This window comes from Seohaeicola sp. (assembly GCF_048006315.1).
Taxonomy (GTDB): domain Bacteria; phylum Pseudomonadota; class Alphaproteobacteria; order Rhodobacterales; family Rhodobacteraceae; genus Seohaeicola.
The window spans coordinates 3,524,732-3,548,358 of the sequence record NZ_CP180350.1; the positions used below are offsets into that span (position 1 = coordinate 3,524,732).

General features: G+C 65.3%; 25 protein-coding genes and 1 pseudogene. 19 read left to right on the forward strand and 7 right to left on the reverse strand.

Features of this window, described 5'->3' with window-relative positions:
- Nucleotides 1-32: 32 nt before the first annotated feature.
- From topA to tldD, 3 genes and pseudogenes are all read right to left on the reverse strand, one after another.
- Nucleotides 33-2,646: pseudogene (topA, locus tag ACMUJL_RS17490) on the reverse strand (type I DNA topoisomerase).
- 180 nt (nucleotides 2,647-2,826) lie between these two features.
- Nucleotides 2,827-3,993: a DNA-processing protein DprA gene (gene dprA, locus ACMUJL_RS17495; protein ID WP_375572125.1), complete on the reverse strand. Its 1,167-nt coding sequence runs from the start codon at nucleotides 3,991-3,993 to the stop codon at nucleotides 2,827-2,829.
- A gap of 133 nt (nucleotides 3,994-4,126) precedes the next feature.
- Nucleotides 4,127-5,548, reverse strand: coding sequence for a metalloprotease TldD (gene tldD, locus ACMUJL_RS17500; protein ID WP_375572123.1), 1,422 nt, complete (start codon nucleotides 5,546-5,548; stop codon nucleotides 4,127-4,129).
- Between the two features lie 194 nt (nucleotides 5,549-5,742).
- On the opposite strand from tldD, the gene coxB reads away from it, so the two are divergent.
- The 15 genes from coxB to ACMUJL_RS17575 all read left to right on the forward strand — a co-directional run bounded on the left by coxB (nucleotide 5,743) and on the right by ACMUJL_RS17575 (nucleotide 18,411).
- A complete protein-coding gene (coxB, locus tag ACMUJL_RS17505; protein ID WP_416914367.1) occupies nucleotides 5,743-6,591 on the forward strand; it encodes a cytochrome c oxidase subunit II in 849 nt (282 codons plus the stop codon).
- Nucleotides 6,592-6,689: 98 nt separating this feature from the next.
- Nucleotides 6,690-7,631: a heme o synthase gene (cyoE, locus tag ACMUJL_RS17510; protein WP_068293305.1), complete on the forward strand. Its 942-nt coding sequence runs from the start codon at nucleotides 6,690-6,692 to the stop codon at nucleotides 7,629-7,631.
- Nucleotides 7,628-7,828: a hypothetical protein gene (locus ACMUJL_RS17515; protein WP_068293303.1), complete on the forward strand. Its 201-nt coding sequence runs from the start codon at nucleotides 7,628-7,630 to the stop codon at nucleotides 7,826-7,828. Before cyoE ends, ACMUJL_RS17515 begins: the two co-directional genes overlap by 4 nt.
- Before the next feature lie 3 nt (nucleotides 7,829-7,831).
- Nucleotides 7,832-8,416: a cytochrome c oxidase assembly protein gene (locus ACMUJL_RS17520; RefSeq protein WP_068293301.1), complete on the forward strand. Its 585-nt coding sequence runs from the start codon at nucleotides 7,832-7,834 to the stop codon at nucleotides 8,414-8,416.
- 25 nt (nucleotides 8,417-8,441) lie between these two features.
- The gene (locus ACMUJL_RS17525; RefSeq protein WP_375572120.1) at nucleotides 8,442-9,242 is read left to right on the forward strand and encodes a cytochrome c oxidase subunit 3; all 801 of its coding nucleotides are present in this window, start codon (nucleotides 8,442-8,444) and stop codon (nucleotides 9,240-9,242) included.
- Between the two features lie 113 nt (nucleotides 9,243-9,355).
- On the forward strand, nucleotides 9,356-10,030 hold the full coding sequence (locus ACMUJL_RS17530; RefSeq protein WP_375572118.1) for an SURF1 family protein: 675 nt from the start codon (nucleotides 9,356-9,358) through the stop codon (nucleotides 10,028-10,030).
- 5 nt (nucleotides 10,031-10,035) lie between these two features.
- A complete protein-coding gene (thrC, locus tag ACMUJL_RS17535; RefSeq protein ID WP_416914368.1) occupies nucleotides 10,036-11,424 on the forward strand; it encodes a threonine synthase in 1,389 nt (462 codons plus the stop codon).
- On the forward strand, nucleotides 11,421-12,683 hold the full coding sequence (locus tag ACMUJL_RS17540; RefSeq protein ID WP_068293294.1) for a M16 family metallopeptidase: 1,263 nt from the start codon (nucleotides 11,421-11,423) through the stop codon (nucleotides 12,681-12,683). Before thrC ends, ACMUJL_RS17540 begins: the two co-directional genes overlap by 4 nt.
- Nucleotides 12,683-13,267, forward strand: a complete 585-nt coding sequence (locus ACMUJL_RS17545) for a GNAT family N-acetyltransferase (RefSeq protein ID WP_068293291.1) — start codon at nucleotides 12,683-12,685, stop codon at nucleotides 13,265-13,267. The genes ACMUJL_RS17540 and ACMUJL_RS17545 overlap by 1 nt, the downstream gene beginning before the upstream one ends.
- Nucleotides 13,268-13,370: 103 nt before the next feature.
- Entirely contained in the window at nucleotides 13,371-14,609 is a 1,239-nt protein-coding gene (locus tag ACMUJL_RS17550) for a DUF4123 domain-containing protein (protein WP_375572113.1), read from the forward strand.
- A gap of 196 nt (nucleotides 14,610-14,805) precedes the next feature.
- Complete coding sequence (locus ACMUJL_RS17555; protein ID WP_068293286.1) at nucleotides 14,806-15,366, forward strand: hypothetical protein; 561 nt, start codon at nucleotides 14,806-14,808, stop codon at nucleotides 15,364-15,366.
- Nucleotides 15,363-15,737: a hypothetical protein gene (locus tag ACMUJL_RS17560; protein WP_068293285.1), complete on the forward strand. Its 375-nt coding sequence runs from the start codon at nucleotides 15,363-15,365 to the stop codon at nucleotides 15,735-15,737. Before ACMUJL_RS17555 ends, ACMUJL_RS17560 begins: the two co-directional genes overlap by 4 nt.
- An 11-nt stretch (nucleotides 15,738-15,748) precedes the next feature.
- Complete coding sequence (locus tag ACMUJL_RS17565) at nucleotides 15,749-16,027, forward strand: hypothetical protein (protein ID WP_375572110.1); 279 nt, start codon at nucleotides 15,749-15,751, stop codon at nucleotides 16,025-16,027.
- Nucleotides 16,028-16,107: 80 nt separating this feature from the next.
- Nucleotides 16,108-16,944: an MBL fold metallo-hydrolase gene (locus tag ACMUJL_RS17570; protein ID WP_375572108.1), complete on the forward strand. Its 837-nt coding sequence runs from the start codon at nucleotides 16,108-16,110 to the stop codon at nucleotides 16,942-16,944.
- A 48-nt stretch (nucleotides 16,945-16,992) separates the two neighbouring features.
- Nucleotides 16,993-18,411, forward strand: a complete 1,419-nt coding sequence (locus ACMUJL_RS17575) for an FAD-binding oxidoreductase (RefSeq protein ID WP_375572106.1) — start codon at nucleotides 16,993-16,995, stop codon at nucleotides 18,409-18,411.
- An 83-nt stretch (nucleotides 18,412-18,494) separates the two neighbouring features.
- Here ACMUJL_RS17575 and ACMUJL_RS17580 read toward each other — a convergent pair whose 3' ends face one another.
- From ACMUJL_RS17580 to ACMUJL_RS17590, 3 genes are all read right to left on the reverse strand, one after another.
- Nucleotides 18,495-19,025, reverse strand: coding sequence for an adenine phosphoribosyltransferase (locus ACMUJL_RS17580; RefSeq protein ID WP_375572104.1), 531 nt, complete (start codon nucleotides 19,023-19,025; stop codon nucleotides 18,495-18,497).
- 32 nt (nucleotides 19,026-19,057) lie between these two features.
- A complete protein-coding gene (locus ACMUJL_RS17585) occupies nucleotides 19,058-19,927 on the reverse strand; it encodes an S-methyl-5'-thioadenosine phosphorylase (RefSeq protein ID WP_375572102.1) in 870 nt (289 codons plus the stop codon).
- A gap of 83 nt (nucleotides 19,928-20,010) precedes the next feature.
- The gene (locus ACMUJL_RS17590; RefSeq protein ID WP_068293275.1) at nucleotides 20,011-20,616 is read right to left on the reverse strand and encodes a flavin reductase family protein; all 606 of its coding nucleotides are present in this window, start codon (nucleotides 20,614-20,616) and stop codon (nucleotides 20,011-20,013) included.
- Between the two features lie 113 nt (nucleotides 20,617-20,729).
- On the opposite strand from ACMUJL_RS17590, the gene ACMUJL_RS17595 reads away from it, so the two are divergent.
- The 4 genes from ACMUJL_RS17595 to ACMUJL_RS17610 all read left to right on the forward strand — a co-directional run bounded on the left by ACMUJL_RS17595 (nucleotide 20,730) and on the right by ACMUJL_RS17610 (nucleotide 23,340).
- Nucleotides 20,730-21,218 carry a GNAT family N-acetyltransferase gene (locus ACMUJL_RS17595; RefSeq protein WP_068293274.1) on the forward strand — a complete coding sequence of 163 codons (489 nt, stop codon included), beginning with the start codon at nucleotides 20,730-20,732 and terminating at the stop codon, nucleotides 21,216-21,218.
- Nucleotides 21,219-21,304: 86 nt separating this feature from the next.
- Complete coding sequence (locus ACMUJL_RS17600; RefSeq protein WP_375572099.1) at nucleotides 21,305-22,066, forward strand: EcsC family protein; 762 nt, start codon at nucleotides 21,305-21,307, stop codon at nucleotides 22,064-22,066.
- A gap of 71 nt (nucleotides 22,067-22,137) precedes the next feature.
- Nucleotides 22,138-22,545: a cupin domain-containing protein gene (locus tag ACMUJL_RS17605; protein WP_068293268.1), complete on the forward strand. Its 408-nt coding sequence runs from the start codon at nucleotides 22,138-22,140 to the stop codon at nucleotides 22,543-22,545.
- Nucleotides 22,546-22,551: 6 nt separating this feature from the next.
- Nucleotides 22,552-23,340: an aspartate dehydrogenase gene (locus ACMUJL_RS17610; RefSeq protein WP_375572095.1), complete on the forward strand. Its 789-nt coding sequence runs from the start codon at nucleotides 22,552-22,554 to the stop codon at nucleotides 23,338-23,340.
- Between the two features lie 18 nt (nucleotides 23,341-23,358).
- Here the strand turns inward: ACMUJL_RS17610 and ACMUJL_RS17615 are convergent, their stop codons facing one another.
- The gene (locus tag ACMUJL_RS17615; protein WP_375572093.1) at nucleotides 23,359-23,568 is read right to left on the reverse strand and encodes a hypothetical protein; all 210 of its coding nucleotides are present in this window, start codon (nucleotides 23,566-23,568) and stop codon (nucleotides 23,359-23,361) included.
- Nucleotides 23,569-23,627 lie beyond the last annotated feature (59 nt).

Consider the following 23,627-nt stretch of genomic DNA (forward strand, 5'->3'; position numbering starts at 1 on the left):
CCGCGCCGCAGAGCGGCCAGGGGGCCGCCGGATCAGGTCGCTGTCTTCTTGGCGGGCGCCTTCTTGGCGGCGGGCTTTGTTGCGGTCTTCCTGGCCGCCGGCTTCTTGGCTGCCGGTTTCTTGGCGGCGGCGGCCTTGGGTTTGGCCGCTGTCTTTTTCGCAGCCCCCTTCTTGCTGCCGGATTTCGCGGCCTTTTCGGCGATCAGCGCCACGGCTGCGTCCATCGTCATGGCGACGGGATCGGTGTCCTTGGGCAGGGTCGCATTGATCTTGCCCCATTTCACATAGGGGCCGTAGCGGCCATCGAGAACCTGCACCGGGCCGCCTTCGGTCGGATGCTCGCCCAGTTCGGCCAGCGGTTTGGCGGCGGCGCGGCCCGCGCCGGGGGTGCGGGACGCCTTGGCGGCCAATTCCTCGACCGCGCGGTTCATCCCGATGGTGAAGACGTCATCGACTTCCTTGATGTTGGCGTAGACTGTGCCGTGCTTGATGTAGGGGCCGTAGCGTCCGATCCCGGCCTCGACGGTCACGCCATCCTCGGGGTGGGGGCCGATCTCGCGCGGCAGGTTCAGCAGCATCAGCGCCTTGTCCAGGTCCATGTCATCGGGCGACCAGCCCTTGGGCAGGCTGGCGCGGGGCGGCTTCTTGTTTTCGGGCGTCGCCTCGCCGCGCTGCACATAGGGGCCGAACCGGCCCGAACGCAGGCTGATCTCGTCGCCCTGATCGACGCCGAGGATCCGGTCGCCCTGCGCCTCGGGATCGCCGTTCAACGGGCGGGTGTAGCGGCATTCGGGATAGTTGCCGCAGCCCACGAAACCGCCGGTGCGCGAGGTCTTCAGATGCAGTTGGCCGGTGCCGCAGAGCGGGCAGGAGCGCGGATCGGATCCGTCCTCGCGCGGGGGGTAAAGCTGGGGGGCCAGCGCCTCGTCCAGCACATCCAGCACTTCGGTGATGCGCAATTCCGAGGTTTCCGCGATGGCGGCCGAGAAATCGCGCCAGAACCGTGCCAGCACATCCTTGTAATCCAGATCGCCCGCGCTGACCTCGTCCAGCTGGTTCTCAAGATCGGCGGTAAAGTCGTATTCCACGTATTTGCGGAAGAAATTCATCAGGAAGACCGTGACGATCCGGCCCTTGTCCTCGGGGAACAGGCGGTTCTTGTCCTTGCGGACATATTCGCGGTCCTGGATCGTGGTGATCACGCTGGCATAGGTCGAGGGGCGGCCGATGCCCAGTTCTTCCATCCGCTTGACCAGCGTCGCCTCGGTGTAGCGGGGGGGCTTGCGTGAAATGCTGCTCGGGCGTGACGGCGCGCTTGTCGGCCTTTTCGCCCTGCATGATCTGGGGCAGGCGGCGCTCGTCCTCGGAGGCGTCGTCATCGCGCCCCTCTTCGTAGACCTTGAGGAAGCCGTCGAACAGCACCACCTGACCGGTGGCGCGCAATTCGACCTGGCCGTCCTTGCTGCCGATATCGACGGTCGTACGCTCGAAGCGGGCGGCCTCCATCTGGCAGGCGATGGTGCGTTTCCAGATCAGATCGTAAAGCTTGCGCTGGTCGGCCTCGGAAATCCGCAGGCTTTCGGCATCGCGCGACATGTCGGTGGGCCGGATGCATTCATGCGCTTCCTGCGCGTTCTTGGCCTTGTTCTTGTACATGCGCGGGCTGGCGGGCACATATTCGGCGCCGTAACGGTCCTTGATCGCATCGCGCGTGGCCATCACGGCCTCGGGTGCCATGTCGATGCCGTCGGTCCGCATGTAGGTGATGTGCCCCGCCTCGTAGAGGCGCTGCGCCGCGTTCATGCATTGGCGCGCGCCCATGCCGTATTTGCGGCTGGCCTCCTGCTGCAGGGTCGAGGTCATGAAAGGGGCCGAGGGGTTGCGCGAGGCGGGTTTCGCCTCGACCGAGATCACCGACAGGTCGCGCGAGGTGACGGCCTGCACGGCCATTTCGGCCTGGGTCGCGTTTTCCAGATCGTAGCGGTCCAGCTTCTTGCCGGCCAGCTGGGTCAGTCGCGCCTCGAACTCCTGACCGCGCGGTGTGACCAGGCGGGCGGTGACGGACCAGTATTCGCGGGCGCGAAACGCCTCGATCTCCATCTCGCGCTCGACGATCAGGCGCAGGCAGACCGATTGCACCCGGCCTGCGCTGCGCGCGCCGGGCAGCTTGCGCCAGAGCACGGGCGAGAGGTTGAAACCTACCAGATAATCCAGCGCGCGGCGCGCCAGGTAGGCCTCGACCAGCGGGGCATCGACCTGGCGGGGGTGCTGCATCGCCTCGGTCACGGCGGCCTTGGTGATGGCGTTGAACACGACCCGGCTGACGGGGGTGTCTTTCTTGATCGCCTTGCGCTGGCGCAGGGTTTCTTCCAGGTGCCAGCTGATCGCCTCGCCCTCGCGGTCGGGGTCGGTCGCCAGAATCAGGGCGTTGTCCTTGGCCAGCGCATCGGCGATGGCTTTCACGTGCTTGCGGCTGTCGGCGCCCACTTCCCAGGTCATGTCGAAGCCCTGTTCGGTATCGACCGAACCATCCTTGGCCGGCAGGTCGCGCACATGGCCGTAGGAGGCCAGAACCGTGTAGTCGGATCCCAGATACTTGTTGATTGTCTTGGCCTTGGCCGGGGATTCCACAACGACGACGGGCATCACACTTCCTTTCGACTCGGACACTGATCAGTGCCGGTGCACCATGGCGGCGGACCATGTGGGGTGAAAGGGGGCTTTGTCAATGCGCCGAAAATGCGGTGCCTGCCTGCTTGGTGCGTGGGGCGGGGCCTGCATCGGACGGGGTCTGTGACCCCCGGCAAGCCTTGCGGGCGTGCCGGGTCAAGGCTGCGTCGCGCGGGCCAGCAAGCCGCCGGGCTGGCGCAGGATCCGGCCTTCAAGCTCCAGCGCCAGAAGGGCGGGGGCGACCTGATGCGCGGGGCTGTCGAGGTCGCGGATCAGCTGATCCTCGGCCAGCGGAGAGGGGCCAAGCCGGGCCAGGATCTGGCCATGCAGCGCGGCGGTTTCGCGCAAGCTGCGGCGGTCGGGCGGGGGAGTAACGGGGGCAGGCGGCCGCGTGACGGTGGCGGCACCTTGCGGTTTTTCGGGTTGCGGCACGGGCGCCAGCCCTTCGATCACATCGGCGGCATTGCGGATCAGCCGGGCACCGTCGCGGATCAGTATGTTGCAACCGGAGGATCGCGCATCGAAGGGGTGACCGGGCACGGCCATCACCTCGCGCCCCTGATCAAGCGCGCAGCGCGCGGTGATCAGGCTGCCGGATTTCGCCGCAGCCTCGATCACCACCACGGCCTGCGCGAGGCCCGAGATGATGCGGTTGCGGCGCGGAAAATGGCGGGCCTGCGGGACCAGCCCCATGGGCTGTTCGGACAGGCGCAGCCCGGTTGCCGCGATGTCATGGGCAAGGGCGGCATTTTCAGCCGGGTAGAGCACGTCCACGCCGCCGGCCTGCACTGCAAGGGTTCCGGTGCCCAGCGTGGCGGCATGGGCGGCGGTGTCGATACCGCGCGCCAGGCCCGACACGATGACAAAACCGGCCTCGGCCAGTTCGCGCGCCAGGTTGCGGGCCATGCGCGTGCCCAGTGACGAGGCATTGCGCGCCCCCACAAGCGCCAGCATCGGGCGCGACAGGATGGCGGGATCGCCCATGGCCCACAGGATCGGGGGGGCATCCGGGACCTGGGCCAGAAGCGGCGGATAGAAAGGATCGCCGGCGCAGATCATGCGCGCACCGGCTGCCTGTGCCGCGCGCAGTTCGGCCTGCGCCACGCCTGCCGGGCAGGCGCGATAATCATCCACGCCCGCGGCGCGGGCCACATCGGGCAGGGCGTCCAGGGCGGCGGCGGCATTGCCGTGTTCGGCCATCAGCCGGAAAAAGGTGGCGGGGCCGACACGGGACGAGCGCAAGAGACGAAGCCATGACACCCGGTCATCTTCCGTGGTGGGTGGGAGTGGGGGGTGAGTGGAAGAAGTGGGTTCCCAGGTCATCACGACTCCGTCTGCTTGCAGAATCAGGTGTAGACGATGGGTGGTTAATGGGCGGTAAACCACGCCGAAAAACGGCCCGCCTTGCGGGCGGGCCGTTTTCAGTTCCATCCCTGCAGAACGATGACGGAGCGGGTCAGGCGGCCGAGCCGCCAACGGTCAGCCCGCCGATCATCAGCGTGGGCTGGCCCACGCCCACGGGCACCCATTGCCCGGCCTTGCCGCAATTGCCCATGCCGGGATCAAGGGCCATGTCATTGCCGATGGCGCGGATCTTCTTGAGGGCGGTCGCGCCGTCGCCGATCAGCGTGGCGCCTTTGACAGGCGCGCCGATCTTGCCGTTCTGGACGCGGTATGCCTCGGTGCAGCTGAAGACGAACTTGCCATTGGTGATGTCGACCTGCCCGCCGCCGAAGCCCACCGCATAGATCCCGTCCCTGAGGTCCGCCACGATATCGGCGGGATCGGTGTCGCCGCCCAGCATGTAGGTGTTGGTCATGCGCGGCATCGGCGCATGGGCATAGCTTTCGCGCCGGCCGTTGCCGGTGGCGGCCACGCCCATCAGGCGCGCGTTCTGACGATCCTGCATGTAGCCCACCAGCACGCCATCCTCGATCAGCGTGGTCTTGCCCGAGGGCGTGCCTTCGTCATCGATGCTGATCGAGCCGCGCCGATCGGGAATGGTGCCATCATCCAGAACGGTCACGCCGCGCGCCGCGATCTGCTGCCCCATGAGCCCGGCAAAGGCGGATGTGCCCTTGCGGTTGAAATCGCCCTCAAGTCCGTGCCCGATCGCCTCGTGCAGCAGGATGCCGGGCCAGCCGGGGCCAAGGACCACATCCATCACGCCCGCGGGGGCGGGGACCGCCTCGAGGTTGACGGTGGCGATGCGCAGCGCCTCGCGGGTCTTGGCCTGCCAGTCGGCGGGATCAAGCAGCCCGTCCAGCCCCACGCGCCCGCCGCCGCCCGCCGAGCCGCTTTCGCGCCGCCCGTCCTGGTCCACGATCACGCTGACATTGACGCGGGTCATCGGGCGCACGTCGCGCAGGTGCACCCCGTCGGGGCGCAGGATCTCGACCTCCTGGATCGAGGCCGCGATGGTCGCGCTGACCTGCACCACGCGGCTGTCAAGGCTGCGTGCGAAGGCGTCGATCTCGCGCAGGGTCTCCAGCTTGACCGGAAAGCTGACACCCGCGATCGGATCGGCATCCGTATAAAGGCGGCGATTGGTGGCGCGCGGCGCCTCGGCCCAGGTGCCGCCGCCATCGCCCACGGCCAGCCGTGCCGTGCCCATCGCGCGGCGCAGCGCCGCTTCCGAGATTTCCGAGGAATGCGCGTAGCCCGTCACCTCGCCGCGCACGGCGCGCAGACCGAAGCCTTCGGAGGCATCATAGCTGGCGGTTTTCACCCGGCCATCGTCAAAGACCAGCGCTTCGGACCGGCGCCGCTCGAAGAAAAGCTCTCCGTCATCGGCGCCCGCCGTGGCCTCGCGCAGCAGCGCCAGCGCGGTTTCAGGGGAGATTCGATCGTCGAGGGGGCGGAATTCCATATCGGACATGAGGGGGCTTTCTGTGTCTTTCGCAGCGCGTCAAGTTGATCTAAATCAATTTCGCGTCCGTTTGCCGCAATGGTCGTTGTTGTTTTGTCTGTAAGAATATGGTTTCACGCCTCGACAAAACAACGGGATTTATGGCATACACCACGGATAACCGTATCAAGACCCAGAAACACCTCAACCGATCAGGGTGACATATGCGACAACTCACAAGCCTGCTGGCGCTTTTCCCCGCCTTTCTTGCCGTTCCTGCCGCTGCGCAGGAGGCCTTGCCGATCATCGGCAAGCCACACATGGGTGGCATCGGTTTCCAGCCGGCCGCGACCGAACTGGCGCGCGACCTGCAGTGGCTGGACGGCATGATCCTGGTGATCATCACCGCGATCACCATCTTCGTCTGCGCGCTGCTGGCCATCGTGATCCTGCGCTACAACCGCAAGGCAAACCCGGTCCCCAAGACCTTCACCCACAATACCCCGGTCGAGATTGCCTGGACCGTCGTTCCGGTCGTGATCCTGATCTTCATCGGCGCCTTCTCTCTGCCGGTGCTGTTCAAGCAGCAGGAAATCCCGGTTGGCGACATCAACATCAAGGTGACCGGCTACCAGTGGTATTGGGGCTATGAATACACCGATCATGATTTCGGCTTTGAAAGCTTCATGCTGAGCCGCGACCAGCTGGAAGAGCATGGCTACAGCCAGGACGAATACCTGCTGGCCACCGATACCGCAGTGGTCGTGCCCGTGGGCAAGACCGTGGTGATGCAGGTCACCGGCGGCGACGTGATCCACAGCTGGACGATCCCGGCCTTCGGCGTGAAGCAGGATGGTGTGCCCGGTCGTCTGGCGCAGCTGTGGTTCGCGGCTGAAAAGGAAGGCGTGTACTTCGGCCAGTGTTCGGAACTGTGCGGCAAGGACCATGCCTACATGCCCATCACCGTCAAGGTCGTGAGCGAGGAAGCGTATGAAGCCTGGCTCGACGGTGCGATCGAGGAATATGGCGGCACCCCGCGCGAGGTTCAGGTCTCGCAACTGGCAGCCGAATAAGGCGTGACATGACCGCAGGCGGGGTGTTCCTGCCTGCGGATCGCATGAGGTGTGCAAGCCGCGCCTCTTCTGCAAGATCGACCCTACAGGGGCCACACATGACCGACGCAAGCATCAACACCCAGACGATCCAGCCCGAGGCGGGCTTTGGGGACTACGTCGCGCTGCTAAAGCCGCGTGTGATGTCTCTGGTCGTGTTCACGGCGCTGGTGGGTCTGCTGGCCGCCCCGGTCGGCGTGCATCCGATGATCGGCTTCGCCTCGATCCTGTTCATCGCGGTGGGGGCAGGGGCCTCGGGTGCGCTGAACATGTGGTGGGATGCGGATATCGACGCGGTGATGAAGCGCACGGCCAAGCGGCCGGTCCCGGCCGGCAAGGTCGAACCCGGCGAGGCGCTGGCCGTGGGCGTGGCGCTGTCGGGCTTTGCCGTGGTGATGCTGGCGCTGGCGTCCAACATGGTCGCGGCGGGGCTGCTGGCCTTCACCATTTTCTTCTATGCCGTCATCTATACGATGTGGCTCAAGCGCTGGACCCCGCAGAACATCGTGATCGGCGGGGCGGCGGGTGCCTTCCCTCCGATGATCGGCTGGGCGGTGGCGACCGGCGGCATCGGGCTTGAGTCCGTGCTGATGTTCCTGCTGATCTTCATGTGGACACCGCCGCACTTCTGGGCGCTGGCGCTGTTCATGAATGCCGATTACGAAAAGGCGGGCGTGCCGATGCTGACGGTCACCCATGGCCGTCGCGTGACGCGCAACCATATCCTGGCCTATACGCTGCTGCTGGCGCCGCTGGCGATCGGCACGGGGTTCACCTCGATCGGCGGGCCGGTCTACCTGGCGGTGGCCGTGGTGCTGAACGCCCTGTTCCTGATCGGTGCGGTGCGGATCTGGCGCCGCGACGAGGCGACCAGCCAGGATGACAAGTACAAGGTCGAAAAGTCGTTCTTCGGCCTGTCGCTTCTATATCTTTTCCTGCATTTCGGTGCGATCCTCGCCGAAGCCGCCTTGCGGCCCTACGGCCTGGGAGGCTGGGGATGAGCCTGCGCGCCGAACATGAACTGCACCGCCGCCGTGCCGGGCGCAACATCGGCCTGGCGCTGGTCTTGTTGGGGTTCATCGCGATCGTCTTCGGCCTGACCGTGGTCAAGGTCACAAGCGGCAATCCGATGCAGGCGTTCGATCATGTATCGCGGCCCGAGATCATTCCCGGTGCCGCCCCGGCGCAAGGAGACTGAGTGATGGCATTGTCCCCCAAATCGAAAACCGTCGTGCAGGCCGCCAGTCTTGTGGTGGTCATGGGCAGTCTTGCCTGGGCCTCGGTGCCGTTCTACGACTGGTTCTGCCGTGTCACCGGGTTCGGCGGCACCACGGGCGTGTCGACCGTCGCCCCCGATCAGGTGCTGGACCAGACGATCATCGTGCGGTTCGATGCCTCCAAGGACCGCGACATGCCGTGGGAGTTCAAGCCGGTCGAGCGGCAGATGGAGATCCGCATCGGCGAGACGGGCCTTGCCTTCTACGAGGCATACAATCCGACCGACCGCCCTGTGGCGGGCACCGCAAGCTACAATGTGACCCCCTATGAAGCGGGCGGGTTCTTCAGCAAGATCCAGTGCTTCTGCTTCGAGCAGCAGATCCTGCAACCCGGTGAGCGGGTGCTGATGCCCGTCACCTTCTATGTCGACCCCGAGATCGTTACCGACCGGGACGGGCAGTACGTGAAGCAGATCACCCTGTCCTACACCTTTTACGAGACCGAATTGCCCGCCGAACAGGCAGCCCTTGACGTGGCTGTCCCCGGCGCGGATACCACACTGAACTAAGAAGCCTTCCAACGAGGGAAACGAGATGGCGCACGAGAAAAATCACGATTACCACATTCTGGCCCCGTCGCTCTGGCCCTTCCTGGGCGGGGTTGCGGCTTTTGTCATGCTCTACGGGGCCGTGCTGTGGATGGTGCAGGGGATGCCCTGGATGTTCCTGGCCGGCTTTGTCGGCACCCTGTACGTGATGTTCGGCTGGTGGGCCGATGTCGTGGCAGAAAGCCAGGTCGGCGATCACACCCCCGTGGTGCGGATCGGCCTGCGCTATGGCTTCATCCTGTTCATCATGTCCGAAGTCATGTTCTTCGCGGCCTGGTTCTGGAGCTTCTTCAAGCACGCCATGTATCCGATGGGCCCGCTCAGCCCCGCCGTGGATGGCATCTGGCCGCCCGCCGGGATCGAGACCTTCGACCCCTGGCACCTGCCGCTGATCAACACTTTGATCCTGCTCTGCTCGGGTGCGGCAGCCACATGGGCGCACCATGCGCTGGTGCATGAGAACAACCGCGAAGACATGAAATGGGGCCTGATCATCGCGATCGCCCTTGGTGTGATCTTCACCGGGTTCCAGGCCTATGAATACAGCCACGCGGCCTTCGGTTTCGCCGGCAACATCTATGGCGCGAACTTCTTCATGGCGACGGGTTTCCACGGCTTCCACGTGGTGGTCGGCACGATCTTTCTGTTCGTATGCCTGATCCGCCTGCAGCGCGGCCATTTCAGCCAGGAAAAGCATGTCGGCTTCGAAGCGGCGGCCTGGTACTGGCACTTCGTTGACGTGGTCTGGCTGTTCCTCTTCGCTGCGGTCTACGTCTGGGGCGGCTGATCGTCCGGATCGCCGGGGATGCCGCATTAGCGGTTGAAATCCGGCGGACAAAACGAAAGAAAGCAAAGCGCGCGGGTTCCGCGCGCTTTCCACGTTCAAAGGGCCTATCCGACTTGGTGCGTATCCTTCTTCCCTTGATCTTCGGTCTGGCCGGCACCGCGGTGCTGGTGGGGCTTGGTGTGTGGCAAATGCAGCGCCTCGACTGGAAAGAGGCGATCCTGGCCGATATCGACGCGCGCATCGTGGCCGCCCCCGTGGCGCTGCCGGATCAGCCCGACCCGCAGGCCGACCGCTATCTGCCGGTGACCGTCAGCGGTGTGCTGCAGGACCCCGCCATCCGGGTGCTTGTCAGCCAGAAACAGGTCGGCGCTGGCTATCGCATCATCCGCCCGATGGATGTTGAGGGACGCCGGATCCTTGTCGATCTGGGCTTTCTGCCGATCCAGTCGCCCACGCCGGTGGCGGGCCCGGATCCCGTGACGGTGCAGGGCAATCTGCATTGGCCCGATGAGGTGGACAGCTATACGCCCGAACCCGACGCCAAGGCGGATATCTGGTTCGCGCGCGACCTGCCGCGCATGGCCGATCAGCTGGGGGCAGAGCCGGTGCTGGTCGTCGCCCGCGCCACGTCGCTGCCGGACAGTGCGCTGTCGCCCCTGCCGGTGGACACATCCGGCATCCCGAACGATCATCTGGGCTATGCCGTCACATGGTTCGGTCTGGCCATCGTCTGGGCGGTGATGACCGGTTTCTTCCTGTGGCGCATCCGCAAACCCGTGAAAGGCTGAAGACAGTGCAGTATATCTCGACCCGTGGCGCCGCACCGGTGCTGACCTTCGAACAGGCGATGCTGACCGGCCTTGCCCGCGATGGCGGCCTCTACCTGCCCGAAGCGATCCCCATGATGTCGCCCGAGGCGATCCGCGCTCTGGCTGGCCTGTCCTATGAGGACGCCGCCTTTCGCATCATGCGCCCCTATATCGGCCAGACCTTCACCGATACGGAATTCCAGGACATCATCGCCCGCGCCTATGCCGGCTTCGGCCATGCCGCCCGCGCACCGCTTGTGCAGCTGGACAGCAACCATCACCTGCTGGAGCTGTTTCACGGGCCGACGCTGGCCTTCAAGGATTTTGCCATGCAGCTGATCGGTCAGCTGTTTCAGGCAGCGCTGGCCCGGTCGGGCGAGCGTGTCACCATCGTCGGCGCCACCAGCGGCGATACCGGGTCCGCCGCGATCGAGGCGTTTCGCGGCCTTGATGCGGTGGATGTCTTCATCCTCTATCCCCATGGCCGCGTGTCCGAGGTGCAGCGCCGCCAGATGACCACGCCGGTGGAAAGCAATGTCCATGCGCTGGCCATCGACGGGCATTTCGACGATGCGCAAGCCCGCGTGAAGGACATGTTCAACGATTTCGACTTCCGCGACGGGGTGCGTCTTGCGGGCGTCAACTCGATCAACTGGGCCCGCGTGCTGGCGCAGGTGGTCTATTACTTCACCTCTGCTGTCAGCCTGGGTGCCCCGGATCGCCGCGTCAGCTTTACCGTGCCCACCGGCAATTTCGGCGATATCTTCGCAGGCTACATCGCCAAGCGCATGGGCCTGCCCATCGACCGGCTGGTGGTGGCGACCAACCACAATGACATCCTCCACCGCTGCCTGTCGCAGGGCGATTATCGCCCCGATGGGGTGATCCCCTCGATCAGCCCCTCGATGGATATCCAGGTCAGCTCGAATTTCGAACGCGCGCTGTTCTACGCCTACAACCAGGATGGCGCTGCCGTGGCGCAGCTGATGGATGAGCTGAAGGCAGGCGGGTTCACCGTCAGCCAGGGCGCGCTGCAGGCGCTGCGCGAGGCCTTCAATTCGGGGCGCTGCGGCGAGGACGAGACCAGCGCCACCATTGGCCGCACCCTCAAGGCGACGGGCGAGCTGCTGTGTCCGCATACCGCCGTCGGCGTGCATGTGGCCGAGACGCTGCGCGATCCCGCCGTGCCGATGATCACGCTGGCCACCGCGCATCCCGCGAAATTCCCCGATGCGGTCGAGGCGGCGACAACCGTGCGCCCGCCCTTGCCGCCGCGCATGGCCGATCTTTACGACCGGCCCGAGCGTGTCACCCGGATCGGCAATGACCTTGCCGCCATCGAATCCCTGATCAGAGAGCGTATCGCCAATTGACCGTCCGCACCCACACCCTTGCCAACGGATTGCGCATCGTCACCGAACGGATGGAGGGGCTGCAATCGGCGGCCATCGGCATCTGGGTCCTGTCCGGCGGGCGGCATGAACGCCCCGAACAGAACGGGATCGCGCATTTTCTGGAACATATGGCCTTCAAGGGCACCAAGCGCCGCTCTGCGCTTGAGATCGCCGAGGTGATCGAGGATGTGGGCGGCTATATCAACGCCTATACCTCGCGCGAGGCGACGGCCTATTATGCCCGCGTGCTTGAGGCGGATGTGCCGCTGGCGCTGGACGTCGTGTCCGACATCGTGCTGAACCCGGTGTTCGACCCCGGCGAGATCGAGGTCGAGCGCGGCGTGATCCTGCAGGAAATCGGGCAGGCGCTGGACACGCCCGATGACGTGATCTTCGACTGGCTTCAGGAACAGGCCTATCCCGACCAGGCGCTGGGGCGCACCATTCTGGGACCGGCCGAACGGATCCGGGCCTTCGGGCGCGACGATCTGAAAGGCTTCGTGGCCGAACATTACAGCCCGGCCAACATGATCCTGTCGGCGGCAGGGGCGGTGGATCACGACGCCATCGTCGCCGAGGCCGAGGCGATCTTTGGCCATCTGCCCAAGGGCCGCCTGCACCATCCGGCGCCCGCGCATTTCATCGGCGGCGAGCACCGGGTCGAAAAGACGCTGGAACAGGCGCATTTTGCCCTGGCCTTCGAGGGGCCGGACTATACCGATCCTGCGATCTATACCGCGCAGATCTACGCCTCGGCCCTTGGGGGCGGCATGTCGAGCCGCCTGTTCCAGGAGGTGCGCGAAAAACGCGGGCTGTGCTACACCATCTTCGCGCAGGCCGGCGCCCATGCCGATACCGGCATGATGACGATCTATGCCGGCACCTCGGCCGAGGATCTGGGCGATCTGACCGCGATCACCCTGGACGAGATGAAGCGCGCCGCCGATGACATGACCGAGGCCGAAGTCGCCCGCGCCCGCGCCCAGATGAAGGCGGGGCTGCTGATGGGGCTGGAAAGCCCCTCGAACCGGGCGGAACGCCTGGCGCGGCAGATGCAGGTCTGGGGCCGCATTCCGCCGCTGGCCGAGGTGGTCGATCACATCGACGCGGTCACGGTCGATGACGTGCGCGCCATGGCCGCGCATATGATCGGCGCGGCCCCTGCGGCATTGGCGCTTTATGGTCCTGTTTCAGGGGCACCCGATTGGCAGGCAATCCAGGACAGGCGCGCCGCCTGATGCTGTTGGGGCGTCGGAAAGTCCGGATCGAGACCGCACGCCTGACCCTGCGGCCTCCGGCCCATGCCGATTTCCGCGATTGGGTCGGGCTGCGCCGCGACAGCGAGGATTTCCTGACCCGGTGGGAACCGACCTGGGCGACCGATCACCTGTCGCGCAAGGCCTTCACCAACCGCGTCTACTGGGCGCAGCGTACCATTGGCAACGGATCGGCCCTGCCGCTATTCCTGATCCGGCGCGAAGACAATTGCCTGCTGGGCGCGATCACGCTGGACAATATCCGCCGGGGTCCCGCACAGGCGGGCACACTGGGTTACTGGATCGGGCGCAGCCATGCGCGCCAGGGCTACATGCGCGAGGCGATCGAGGCCGTGGTGCATCACGCCTTTCACCGCCTCGACCTCAGCCGGATCGAGGCCGCCTGCCTGCCCGAGAACACACCCTCGCGCGGGTTGCTGGAAAGCTGCGGCTTCAAATACGAGGGCGTGGCCCAAAGCTATCTGCAGATCGCAGGGCGCTGGCGGACCCATGTGCTTTACGCGTCCCTGCGGATGGACCGGCGCGGGCGCACTGACGTGGGCTGAGGCCGACATGCAAAGGCCCATGATTGCATAGGGGCCTTGACATGCGCTTTTCAGTTTAAGACCCTCGACCGCGTGTGGTGAGTTTTGTTGCAAGGAATGTTGCATGGCCCTGTGGTTTGCCCATGCGCGATACCTGTCCCGTGATGGACAGCAAGCGCAATCAGACTGGGCCATCGAAGCACAGACCGAAGTCCAGGCTCACTCCATCTTGCGCTCCAGCCTGATCAAGGACGGCCGGTCGCTGATTGACGCAAAAATTGCGCCACTGGATCCTGGTCAGCAAAACCAGGCAGACCTGGCGCAAGGCGTGGGGATCTCCACAGTTCTGCGCGAAAGCACTGCGGGCATATCGCAAAGCGGCGCCACGCGTGTGCAGTTGCGCCCGGCCCACCGTGCATCGGATGACACCCCGGATGGGGCGCCGCGCTGGATCGCGCCGCAGCTATGGCATGCACTTTTTGCACAGCAGGGCACGGGGCGGGTTTACGCGCTGATCGAGGCGGCCCGCTGGATGGGCGCGGATGACGATATCGCCCAGGCATTGACGCAAGCTGATGTGCCGGGCGTCTGCCTTTTCGATCTGGATGAGGAATCGCCGCTGGCACCTTATGCACCTTGGCTGATCGATTTGACGTTGGCGCACCAGGACAATGCGCACCCGCCGTCGGATATACATCGGACTTTATTCGCGACCCTTGCCAATGCGGGGCAGTGCACCTTCCTGCGCGCTGACAGCGATCTTGTCGCGATGCGGCAGGCCCTGCGCAAGTTGACGCGTCTGCGCGACCTCGACGATAAATGGTATTACTGCCGCTTCTGGGAACCCGAATTCTTCCTGTATTTCATTCTGTTTCTCGAAAAACGGCAATTGTTGTCCCCGCTGGAAAGCCTGCGTGGTTTCACGGTGATCATCGAGGGTGAAATCGCGTCTGCCGATACAGCGCTGGCGGCCTGTGCCCTTGCCCCCCCTGACAGGGCAGGTGATCTGGCCTTGGTGTTCGATGCTGGCACAGCCATGGTGTCGCTGGCCCATGCGCGACAGCTTGAACGCAGGTTCAAGCGCGGCTGTGCGCCGCGCCAAGTCTACAGGCTGGCGCGCGCGCGTTTGTCACTCCGCGGCATGGATTACGCGGTGGTGCGCAAATGTACCGACATTGCCTATGCAATCCATGCCCATTACGGCGCTGATGCCGCGACGATGCTGAACGATCGCATCGCGTCACGCTGCGCACCGGCAAAGGCAGGTGCAGCAATTTTTCTGGAAGTGCTGCACGGACAGTGCATGTTTTCCCTTGTTCATGATATAAAACCGCATCTTCTGCGCAGTGAAGTGGAGTTCTAGTGTCATGTCATCATCAGTAGCAGAGGACGCGCAAGACGCCGCTGGCATATCACAGAGCAGCGACACGCGCGGGGCTGGCGGCAGTTCCGAAGGAGGGTCGACCGCCTCGCAGGGGGGCAGCCTCGGCAGCGGCTCTGGATCGGCCGGCAGTCGCGGGTCCGAGGCTTCGGGCTCAGGCTCAAGCGCCGAAGGAACAATGGCGGCCGATCGCGCGGATCGTGAGGCCCGCACCTGTGCGACATGCCCTGAATGGCGTTATGAAATGGGCATCCGGCAGCTGGGTAGCGTTCCATACGTTTATTCATGGCACCATCTTTTCGTTCTGGGCTGGAATCGTAGCGGTGCGACGGGCATCATCTCGACCTATAGCGCATTCCCATCCGTTGACGGTGATCCGGGTATCGCGGGACCGATGTTCGGTGCCATGCAAAGTGATGCGACAAAGTCTGTCGAAGAGGGTCATGAAGCCGACCCGGATGACCCTGAAGACATGGGGTATCTCAAGTTCACGTATTTTCCGAATTATTGGCGCAGCGGTGAATATTCGCCAACGAACCGATTTGTAACGCTGGCAGATCAAGACGAAAACCTTCACACGCCTTTGATCAATGCTGGGATCGCGATTGACGAACGCCGGATCCGCTATGTTGCGACAGGCCCCAACAGCAACTCTTTCGCGATGTCGCTGGCCGAGCGTGTCGGCCTTCCGCGCCGCAAGCCCAGCGGCGATGCGCCCGGTTCGGGAATGAGCCTGTGACCCGGCGCGATCACCTTGCCTTCATGCTGTCGGCCTGTCTGGCCCTGCTTGCGCCCAACCCCGGAGATGCCATGGCCGACCGATTGCCACAACTTGCCGTGACCGACAGCGTCGAAGAACTCGAGGTGAAATTGCAATCTGCCCTGGCGGGTGTTGCGCTTGACCAACTGGAGCCGGTTCTGTCATCCATGGGCGCCCGAAACATCGGCATCACGCTTGAAGATACCCTGTCCGAACCTGCCCCCGTGATGGCGATTTTCGGGTTGCGGCGGGGTTTTCTGCGCAATGATCGCCGCGTGCAGGTGTTCATCGGAATGGACGCCGCGCGGCGGCTGGGTCCGGTCACATCGGTCGAGACTTTTGCAAAGTGACCAGCCCGAGATTGCGCCTTACTCTCGAGATGGGCCTCGACGCGATCACCGGCGCCTGCGAGGCCAATCTGACGGGCGTGCATGCCGTCCAGCTGGTCGGCTGCATCGACCACCCTGCGGAAGATGTGGATGTGATCTGGCTGGCCGATGGGACGGCCGTTCTTGCTATTCGGCTCTGGCAAGAGGTGGAGCCACCCTTCCGGCATGCCGTGGCCGTGATGACGCTGGAGTTTGCCAATGGTGCGGTTGACGCGATCAAGAATGTTGCCCGCCGCAGCTTCGGGGCGTGAACCTTTGTCCAGGGACATGGCGCGCATTTGTCACGACGGATGAAAGCACTAAGCTCATCACGACAAAAGGAGGATGCCCGATGGTCCGATTGACATTTCCCCTTGCACTCACCTTATCAGCACTTGTTGCGGCCCCCCCGGTCACGGCACAGGACCGCAGACCCAGCCATTGCATTGCCGTTGCCCAATCGGCGCCCGGCCTTGAATACCTCCACAAGGCCAGTTTCCGTGATCCGCTGCCCGATGACACGGTGCGGATCAGCTATGTCGCCCATGCCTCGTTCCTGATCCAGACCGAAGGCGGGCTGAACGCGGTGACCGATTTCACCGGCTTCATCGGCAATGTCGACCTGATCCCGGATGTGGTCACCATGAACCACGCCCATTCCACCCATTGGACTTCTGCGCCGGACCCCGCAATTCCCCATGTGCTGCGCGGCTGGGGCGAGGAATTCGGCGCCGGCGTCGAGCATCACCTTGATCTTGGCGAGATGCTGGTGCGCAATGTCTCGACCGATATCCGGTCTTTCGGCGGGGTCGAGCCGCGCGGCAATTCGATCTTCATCTTCGAGGTGGCGGGCCTGTGCATCGGTCACCTGGGCCATCTGCACCAGGAACCCAGCCCCGAACAATATGCCGCAATCGGGCGGCTTGATGTGGTCATGGCGCCGGTCGATGGCGGGCTGACGCTGGACATCGAGACGATGATGCGGGTCATCGGGCGCCTGCGGTCGTCGGTCGTGATCCCGATGCACTGGTTCGGCGAGACGACCCTGCGCGCCTTCATCGCCGGGATGAGCGACCAGTTTGCCGTGATTGACGAGGGGGCAAACCAGCTGGAGCTGTCCCTGCGCGGCTTGCCACGCCAGCCCACGATCGTGCTGTTGCAGCCCGCCTTGCTGCGCGAGGACGACTAGGCGCCGCGCGCACTGGACGGCAAGTGGCGGCGTGATAGAACCATGCACATGACGCTGAACCCCGCCACACCCGATTTCGCCCGCGCCCTGCGCGATCATCTGCCCGCCCGCGCCTTCCGCGAGGTGACGCCCGCCTACCTGGAAGAGCCGCGCGGACGATGGGCGGGGCATGCCGGGCTGGTGATCGCCCCCGAAACGACAGCCGAGGTGGCACAGGTCCTGCGCGCCTGCAACGCGGCCCGGATCGGTGTCTTGCCTTATGGCGGGGGCACGGGTCTGGTGGGCGGGCAGATCATGCCGGATGGGCCCGCGCCCGTGTTGCTGTCCATGGAGCGGATGACCGCCATCCGTGCGGTCCATGCGGATGAAAACGTCCTGATCGCCGAGGCGGGCGCGATTCTCTCCGATATCCATGACGCGGCCGAGGGCGTGAACCGGCTGTTCCCCCTAAGCATCGCGGCCAAAGGATCGGCCCGGATCGGGGGAAACCTTGCGACCAATGCGGGGGGCGTCAACGTGCTGCGCTACGGCAATGCGCGCGATCTCTGCCTCGGGCTTGAGGTGGTCTTTGCCGACGGGCGCATCTGGAACGGGTTGTCGCGGCTGCGCAAGGACAACATGGGCTATGACCTGCGCCACCTGATGATCGGTTCCGAGGGGACGCTGGGCGTGATCACGGCGGCCAGCCTGCGGCTGGTGCCGCGCCCGGCCGGAGAGGGCACGGCGATGATGATCGTGCAAAGCCCGGCTGCGGCACTGGGCCTGCTGTCACTGGCGCGCGATCTGATGGGCGAGGGGATCAGCGCCTTCGAGCTGATGCATGCAAACGGTCTGCATTTCCTGGCCCAGACCCTGCCGGACATCCGCCAGCCCTTCGATCACGCGCCCGAATGGTTCGTTCTCATCGACGCAGGCCTTGCGCATGGGCTGGACCCTGCCGCCGCGCTGGAAACCCTGTTTGAGCGGGCGCATGACGCCGGCCTCGTCAGTGACGGGCTGATCGCGCAGAACGCGGCGCAGCGTCACCAGTTCTGGGAGGTGCGCGAACAGATCCCCGAGGCGAACCGCCGTATCGGATCGGTCTCGAGCCATGACATCTCGCTGCCTGTCGCGCTGGTGCCGGAGTTCATCACGCGGGCCGATGCGCTGATCGCCGGGATCGGCGCCTTCCGCGTCAATTGCTTTGGTCATCTGGGTGACGGGAACCTGCATTACAACGTCTTCCCCATGCCCGGAAAGACGCGCGCGGATCACATGGCCGAACGCGACCGGGTCAAGCACGACCTGCATGACCTGGTGCACCAGATGGGCGGCTCGGTCAGTGCGGAACACGGGATCGGCCGTCTGAAGATCGACGATCTGGAACGGTATGGCGATCCGGTGAAACTGGCCGTGATGCGCCAGATCAAGGACACGCTCGATCCCAACGGAATTCTCAACCCCGGTGCTGTTCTGCGCCAGGCCTGAGATCTTCTTGCCGCAAATATCCTCGGGGGGAGTCCCGCAGGGACGGGGGGCAGACAGCCCCCCCTCTTGCGATCAGCCAGGCGTCACAGCCCCTCGAAGGCGCAAAGTGCGTGCACCTCCATCCCAAGCGCCTCAAGCCGTTTGCGACCGCCCAGGTCCGGCAGATCCACGATGAAGGCACAGCCCACGATCGCACCGCCCAGCCGTTCCACCAGGCTGATCCCGGCCTCGGCCGTGCCGCCAGTGGCCAGCAGGTCATCGACGATCAGCACGCGCTGGCCGGCCTGAATGGCGTCGTCATGGATCTCGACGATGGCCTCGCCATATTCCAGCTTGTAGTCCTGGCTGATCGTCGTGCCGGGCAGTTTGCCCTTCTTTCGGATCGGCACAAAGCCGGTGCCAAGCTGATGCGCGATGGCGCCACCCAGGATGAAGCCGCGCGCCTCAAGCCCCACGACCACGTCGATGCGCTGCCCCGCGTAGGGGTGCAGCATCTGGTCCACCGCCATGCGAAAGCCGCGCGGATCGGCGAAAAGCGTGGTCACGTCGCGGAACAGGATCCCTTCATGCGGGAAATCGACGATGGTGCGGATGTAATCCTTGACGGTTTTCATGGGGGCTCCGGGATGCGCTGTGATGCTCAGTGCTATAGAACACGACCCGCCACCGCATCAAGGCGGGCCAGCAGGGCGGGGTCGCGCCGGTCGGGGGCGGTCATGATCGCGTGTTCCAGTGCCCGGTCGCAGCCATGCGGGCAGGGCGCGCGTTCTGCGCCCAGTCGTGCGGGCAATCCTGCGACCAGCGCGCGGGCATGGGCGGCGTTCGCACCCAGCGTCGCGATGACCTGGGCAACGTCCACCTCGTCATGGTCGGGGTGCCAGCAGTCGTAATCGGTGACCATGGCGACACTGGCGTAGCAAAGCTCGGCCTCGCGGGCCAGTTTCGCCTCGGGCATGTTGGTCATGCCGATGACGTCGCAGCCCCAGGCCTCGCGGTACATGCGGCTTTCGGCCAGGGTCGAGAACTGCGGACCTTCCATGGCAAGGTAGGTGCCGCCCTCATGCACCGTCACACCGGCGGCGCGGGCCGCATCGGCGCAGGCAGCCGACAGGCGCGGGCAGGTGGGGTGGGCCAGGCTGACATGGGCCACGCAGCCCGATCCGAAAAAGCTTGATGCGCGGCCCACGGTGCGGTCGATGAACTGGTCCACGATGACGAAATCGCCCGGCGCCATCGCTTCGCGGAACGAGCCGCAGGCGCTGACGCTGATCACATCGGTCACACCCAGCCGTTTCAATGCGTCGATATTGGCGCGGTAGGGCACATCCGAGGGGGCATGGACATGACCGCGCCCGTGGCGTGGCAGAAAGGCCATGGGCACCCCGTCCAGCACGCCGGTCAGGATCTGGTCCGAAGGCATGCCCCAAGGGCTGGTGACGCTGACCCATTCGGGGTTTTCCAGGCTGTCCAGCTGGTAAATGCCCGATCCGCCGATGATCCCGATCCGTGTCTGCATGGGCCTGCCCGTTCCTTGCTGTCCTGCGTTGCCGTCAGGTTACCCCCTCCGGCGGGGGCCGCAAGCCGTGATTGCGCCCGTGATCAGTCGTCGGGGCGGCTGAGCGCAAAAAGTTCGGTCACGACCGAATAGTCGCGATAGCCCAGCCGGCTGAGCGGGCGGAAGGTCGTGACGTCAAACACCCCGTCGACCAGGCAATCGTCGCGCATGTGCACGCCCGTCACCTCGCCCAGCACCAGGGTGTTGCCCTCGCCCTCAAGGGTCACGATCTGCGTCAGGCGGCATTCCAGCGCCGCGGGCGCACCGGCCACGCGGGCGCAGGCGATGGTGGTGCATTCCGCGCGCGTCAGCCCGGCATGGTCGAATTCGGACTGGTGGGCGGGCAGCGTCTTGGACGAGGCGTTCATCGCATCGCGCATGGCGAATTCCACGATATTCACGCAGAACACCCCGGTTTCGATGATATTGGCAACCGAATCCTTGGTGCCGTCACGATCGGGCTTGGTCCCGGTCGAGGCGAACATCACCTGCGGCGGCGTATAGGCGACAGCGTTGAAGAAGGAATAGGGCGCAAGGTTGTCCACGCCGTCATGCCCGCGCGACGAGATCCATCCGATGGGGCGCGGCGTCACGATGGCATTGAACGGGTTGTGCGGCAGTCCGTGGCCGTCCTTGGGTTCGTAGAACATCAGGTCCCTCGTTTATGTCGCCTTCGGCGTTGCTTGTGGTTTGTGCCTGACCTAGCGCCATGTTAGGGGCGTTTCCACCTGAAACTGGAAAAGACGCGCGAGGACTGGCCCAGGTGTTCCAATTGTCCGAGGAAACATCCGCCGACTGGTGGGAGGTCGAGGCGCTTTATGACTTGTGTTTCGCGCCGGGCCGCGAGGCGCTGTCATCCTACCGCCTGCGCGACGGCGTGCCGCCGGTGCCGGGCCTGTCGCTTGTGGCGCGGGATCGCGACGGCATCCTGGCCGGGGCGATACGCTACTGGCCCGTGCGTGTCGGCGACAGCCCCGCATTGCTGCTGGGGCCGGTCGCGGTGCATCCCACCCGGCAGGGCGAGGGGCTTGGCGCGCTGCTGATCAAGGACAGCCTGGCGCGTGCGCGCATCGCTGGCTGGGACCGGGTCATGCTGGTAGGGGATGCACCCTATTACAACCGTTTCGGTTTCTGGAAACTCGAAGGGGTCGAGATGCCGCCGCCCACCAACCCGGACCGGGTGCTGGGGCAGGATCTGAGCGACGGCGCATGGCAGGGCGTCAAGGGCCGCGTGACCCGCTGGGTCGGGTGATCCACAGCCCATTTGCCTGAGCATGGGTGCTTGAACCTTGGGCCGCTGCATCCAATCTATCATGCAACCGCTGCAAGGATGGCCCGATGACAACGCATTCGCTGATCCCCGTCGATGTCGACGCCACGCTGGACAGGCTGGCCCTGCGCCATGCGCGCGCGGGCGGGCTTGGCATCCAGGTGCTGAACCTGATCGGCAGCCAGACCGAAACCCTGCTCGAGCGGTTGCCGACCCCGGTTCGCGACCGGCTGGGCGAGGGGACAGAGGCCGCGCTGCATTGGGCGATGAAGGCCGCGCAAAGCTCGCGCGGGGTGGTCGGTGATCAGCCCGGATGGATGAACACCGCCGTGACCACGGCGATGGGGGCGGCGGGCGGCTTCGGCGGGTTGCCTTCGGCGCTGGCGGAATTGCCGATCACCACCACGATCCTGTTGCGCGCCATCCAGGGAGTTGCGGTCGAATATGATTTCGACCCCGCCGCCGAGAATGTGCAGTTCGACTGCCTTCAGGTGTTTTCTGCCGCCGGTCCTCTGGCGCGTGACGATGGGGCGGACCTGGCCTTCATCTCGACCCGGCTGACGGTGACGGGGCCCGTGCTGCACGGCCTGATTGCCCGTGTCGCGCCGCGCCTTGCGACCGTGCTGGGCCAGAAGCTGGCGGCGCAGACGGTGCCCGTGCTGGGGGCGGTGGCGGGGGCGGCCACGAACTACGCCTATACCAGCTACTACCAGGAAATCGCCCATGTGCATTTCGGCCTGCGCAAGCTGGCGATCGACGGGGATGTGCCGCAGGCCGAACTGGCGCAACGTCTGCGCGAGCGACTGGTGCGCCAGCCCGTCCGGCGCTGAACCTGATCGGCGCTTGCCCTGTCTGCCCCTTTTCGGGACACTGGGCGCAGAACCGCAGGAGGAGCGCAGGCATGGACATCACGAAAAACGGGGCACGGCCCTCGGGACGGGGCGAGGCGGCCTATTTCACGGGCCATGTGCGGATGGAGCCGGTGATCACGGCACCGGACCCCGCCCGCCTGCGCGCGGTCAGCGTGACCTTCGAGCCCGGCGCGCGCACGGCCTGGCACACGCATCCCTTGGGACAGACGCTGCTGGTGCTGTCGGGCCTGGGGCTGGCGCAAAGCGAGGGGGGGGCGGTCCGGGAAATCCGGCCCGGCGACACGGTCTGGTTCGCGCCCGGCGAAAAGCACTGGCACGGTGCGGCACCGGGCAATGCCATGACCCATCTGGCGATGCAGGAGGCGCTGGACGGCTCTGCCGTGACCTGGATGGAACATGTCAGCGATGACGACTACACGCGCCCGGCCGAAGGCTAGGGCACGATGCTGCGGGTCGGGCTGATCGGGCATGGGGCCATCGCGCAGCATGTGGCGCAGCGCCTGCCGGGGTTGGGGGCGTCGCTTTCGCTGGTGATCGCGCGGGCGGGACGTCACGACGCGGCCCATGCCGCGCTGGGTCCCGTCATGTGCCGCGACCGCATCGGGGATGACCTGCCCGACATCATGGTGGATTGCGCGGGCCATGCCGGTCTGGCGCAGCACGGGGCCACGGTTCTGCGGGCAGGTGTGCCGCTGATCACCGTGTCGCTGGGGGCGCTGGCCGATGCGGCGCTTGCCGCCGGGCTGGAGCAGGCGGCCCGTGATGGTGGCACTCGCCTGATCCTGTGTTCCGGGGCCATTGGCGGGCTTGATGCCCTGCGCGCGGCCCGGATGGGGCGGCTGGATGCCGTGACCTATGAGGGGCGCAAACCGCCGCAGGGCTGGCTGGGATCGCCGGCCGAGGCGGTGCTGGATCTTGGGGCGCCCATGACGGCGGAGGCGGTGCATTTCGACGGGGACGCGCGGCAGGCGGCGCTGCGCTATCCCAAGAACGCCAATGTCGCGGCGGCGGTCGCCCTGGCCGGGCTGGGCTTCGAGGGCACGCAGGTGCGGCTGATCGCGGATCCAGCGGCGCAGGGCAATACCCATGCGATCACGGCGCGCGGTGATTTCGGCGAGATGCGGCTGACCATCACCGGCCGGACCCTGCCCGGAAATCCGCGCACATCCGCCCTTGCCGCGATGAGCGTGCTGTCAGCCCTTGCCGATCACGCGGCGACGATCCGGTTCTGACACCGGACCGCGGGCGGTTCAGCCCTTCTTCTTGGCCTCTGCCGCAGCTTTCATGCGGGCCAGCAGTTCGGCCTTGGGGGCCGCCTTGCCGTAAGGGTTCTTGTCGGTTCCCTTCTCGTTGTGTTCCTTGTGGCGCGGCATGTTCTTGGCCGACTTGTTTGCGCCCTGTTTTCCGTAATCCATCACCGTGCCCTCGACTGTCTGGGGTGTTGCCTGCTCATGCACCACGGCGCGGTTTTGCACAAGGTCGATGCATTGGGCGATCAGGGGTGGAACATCGCGCGCAA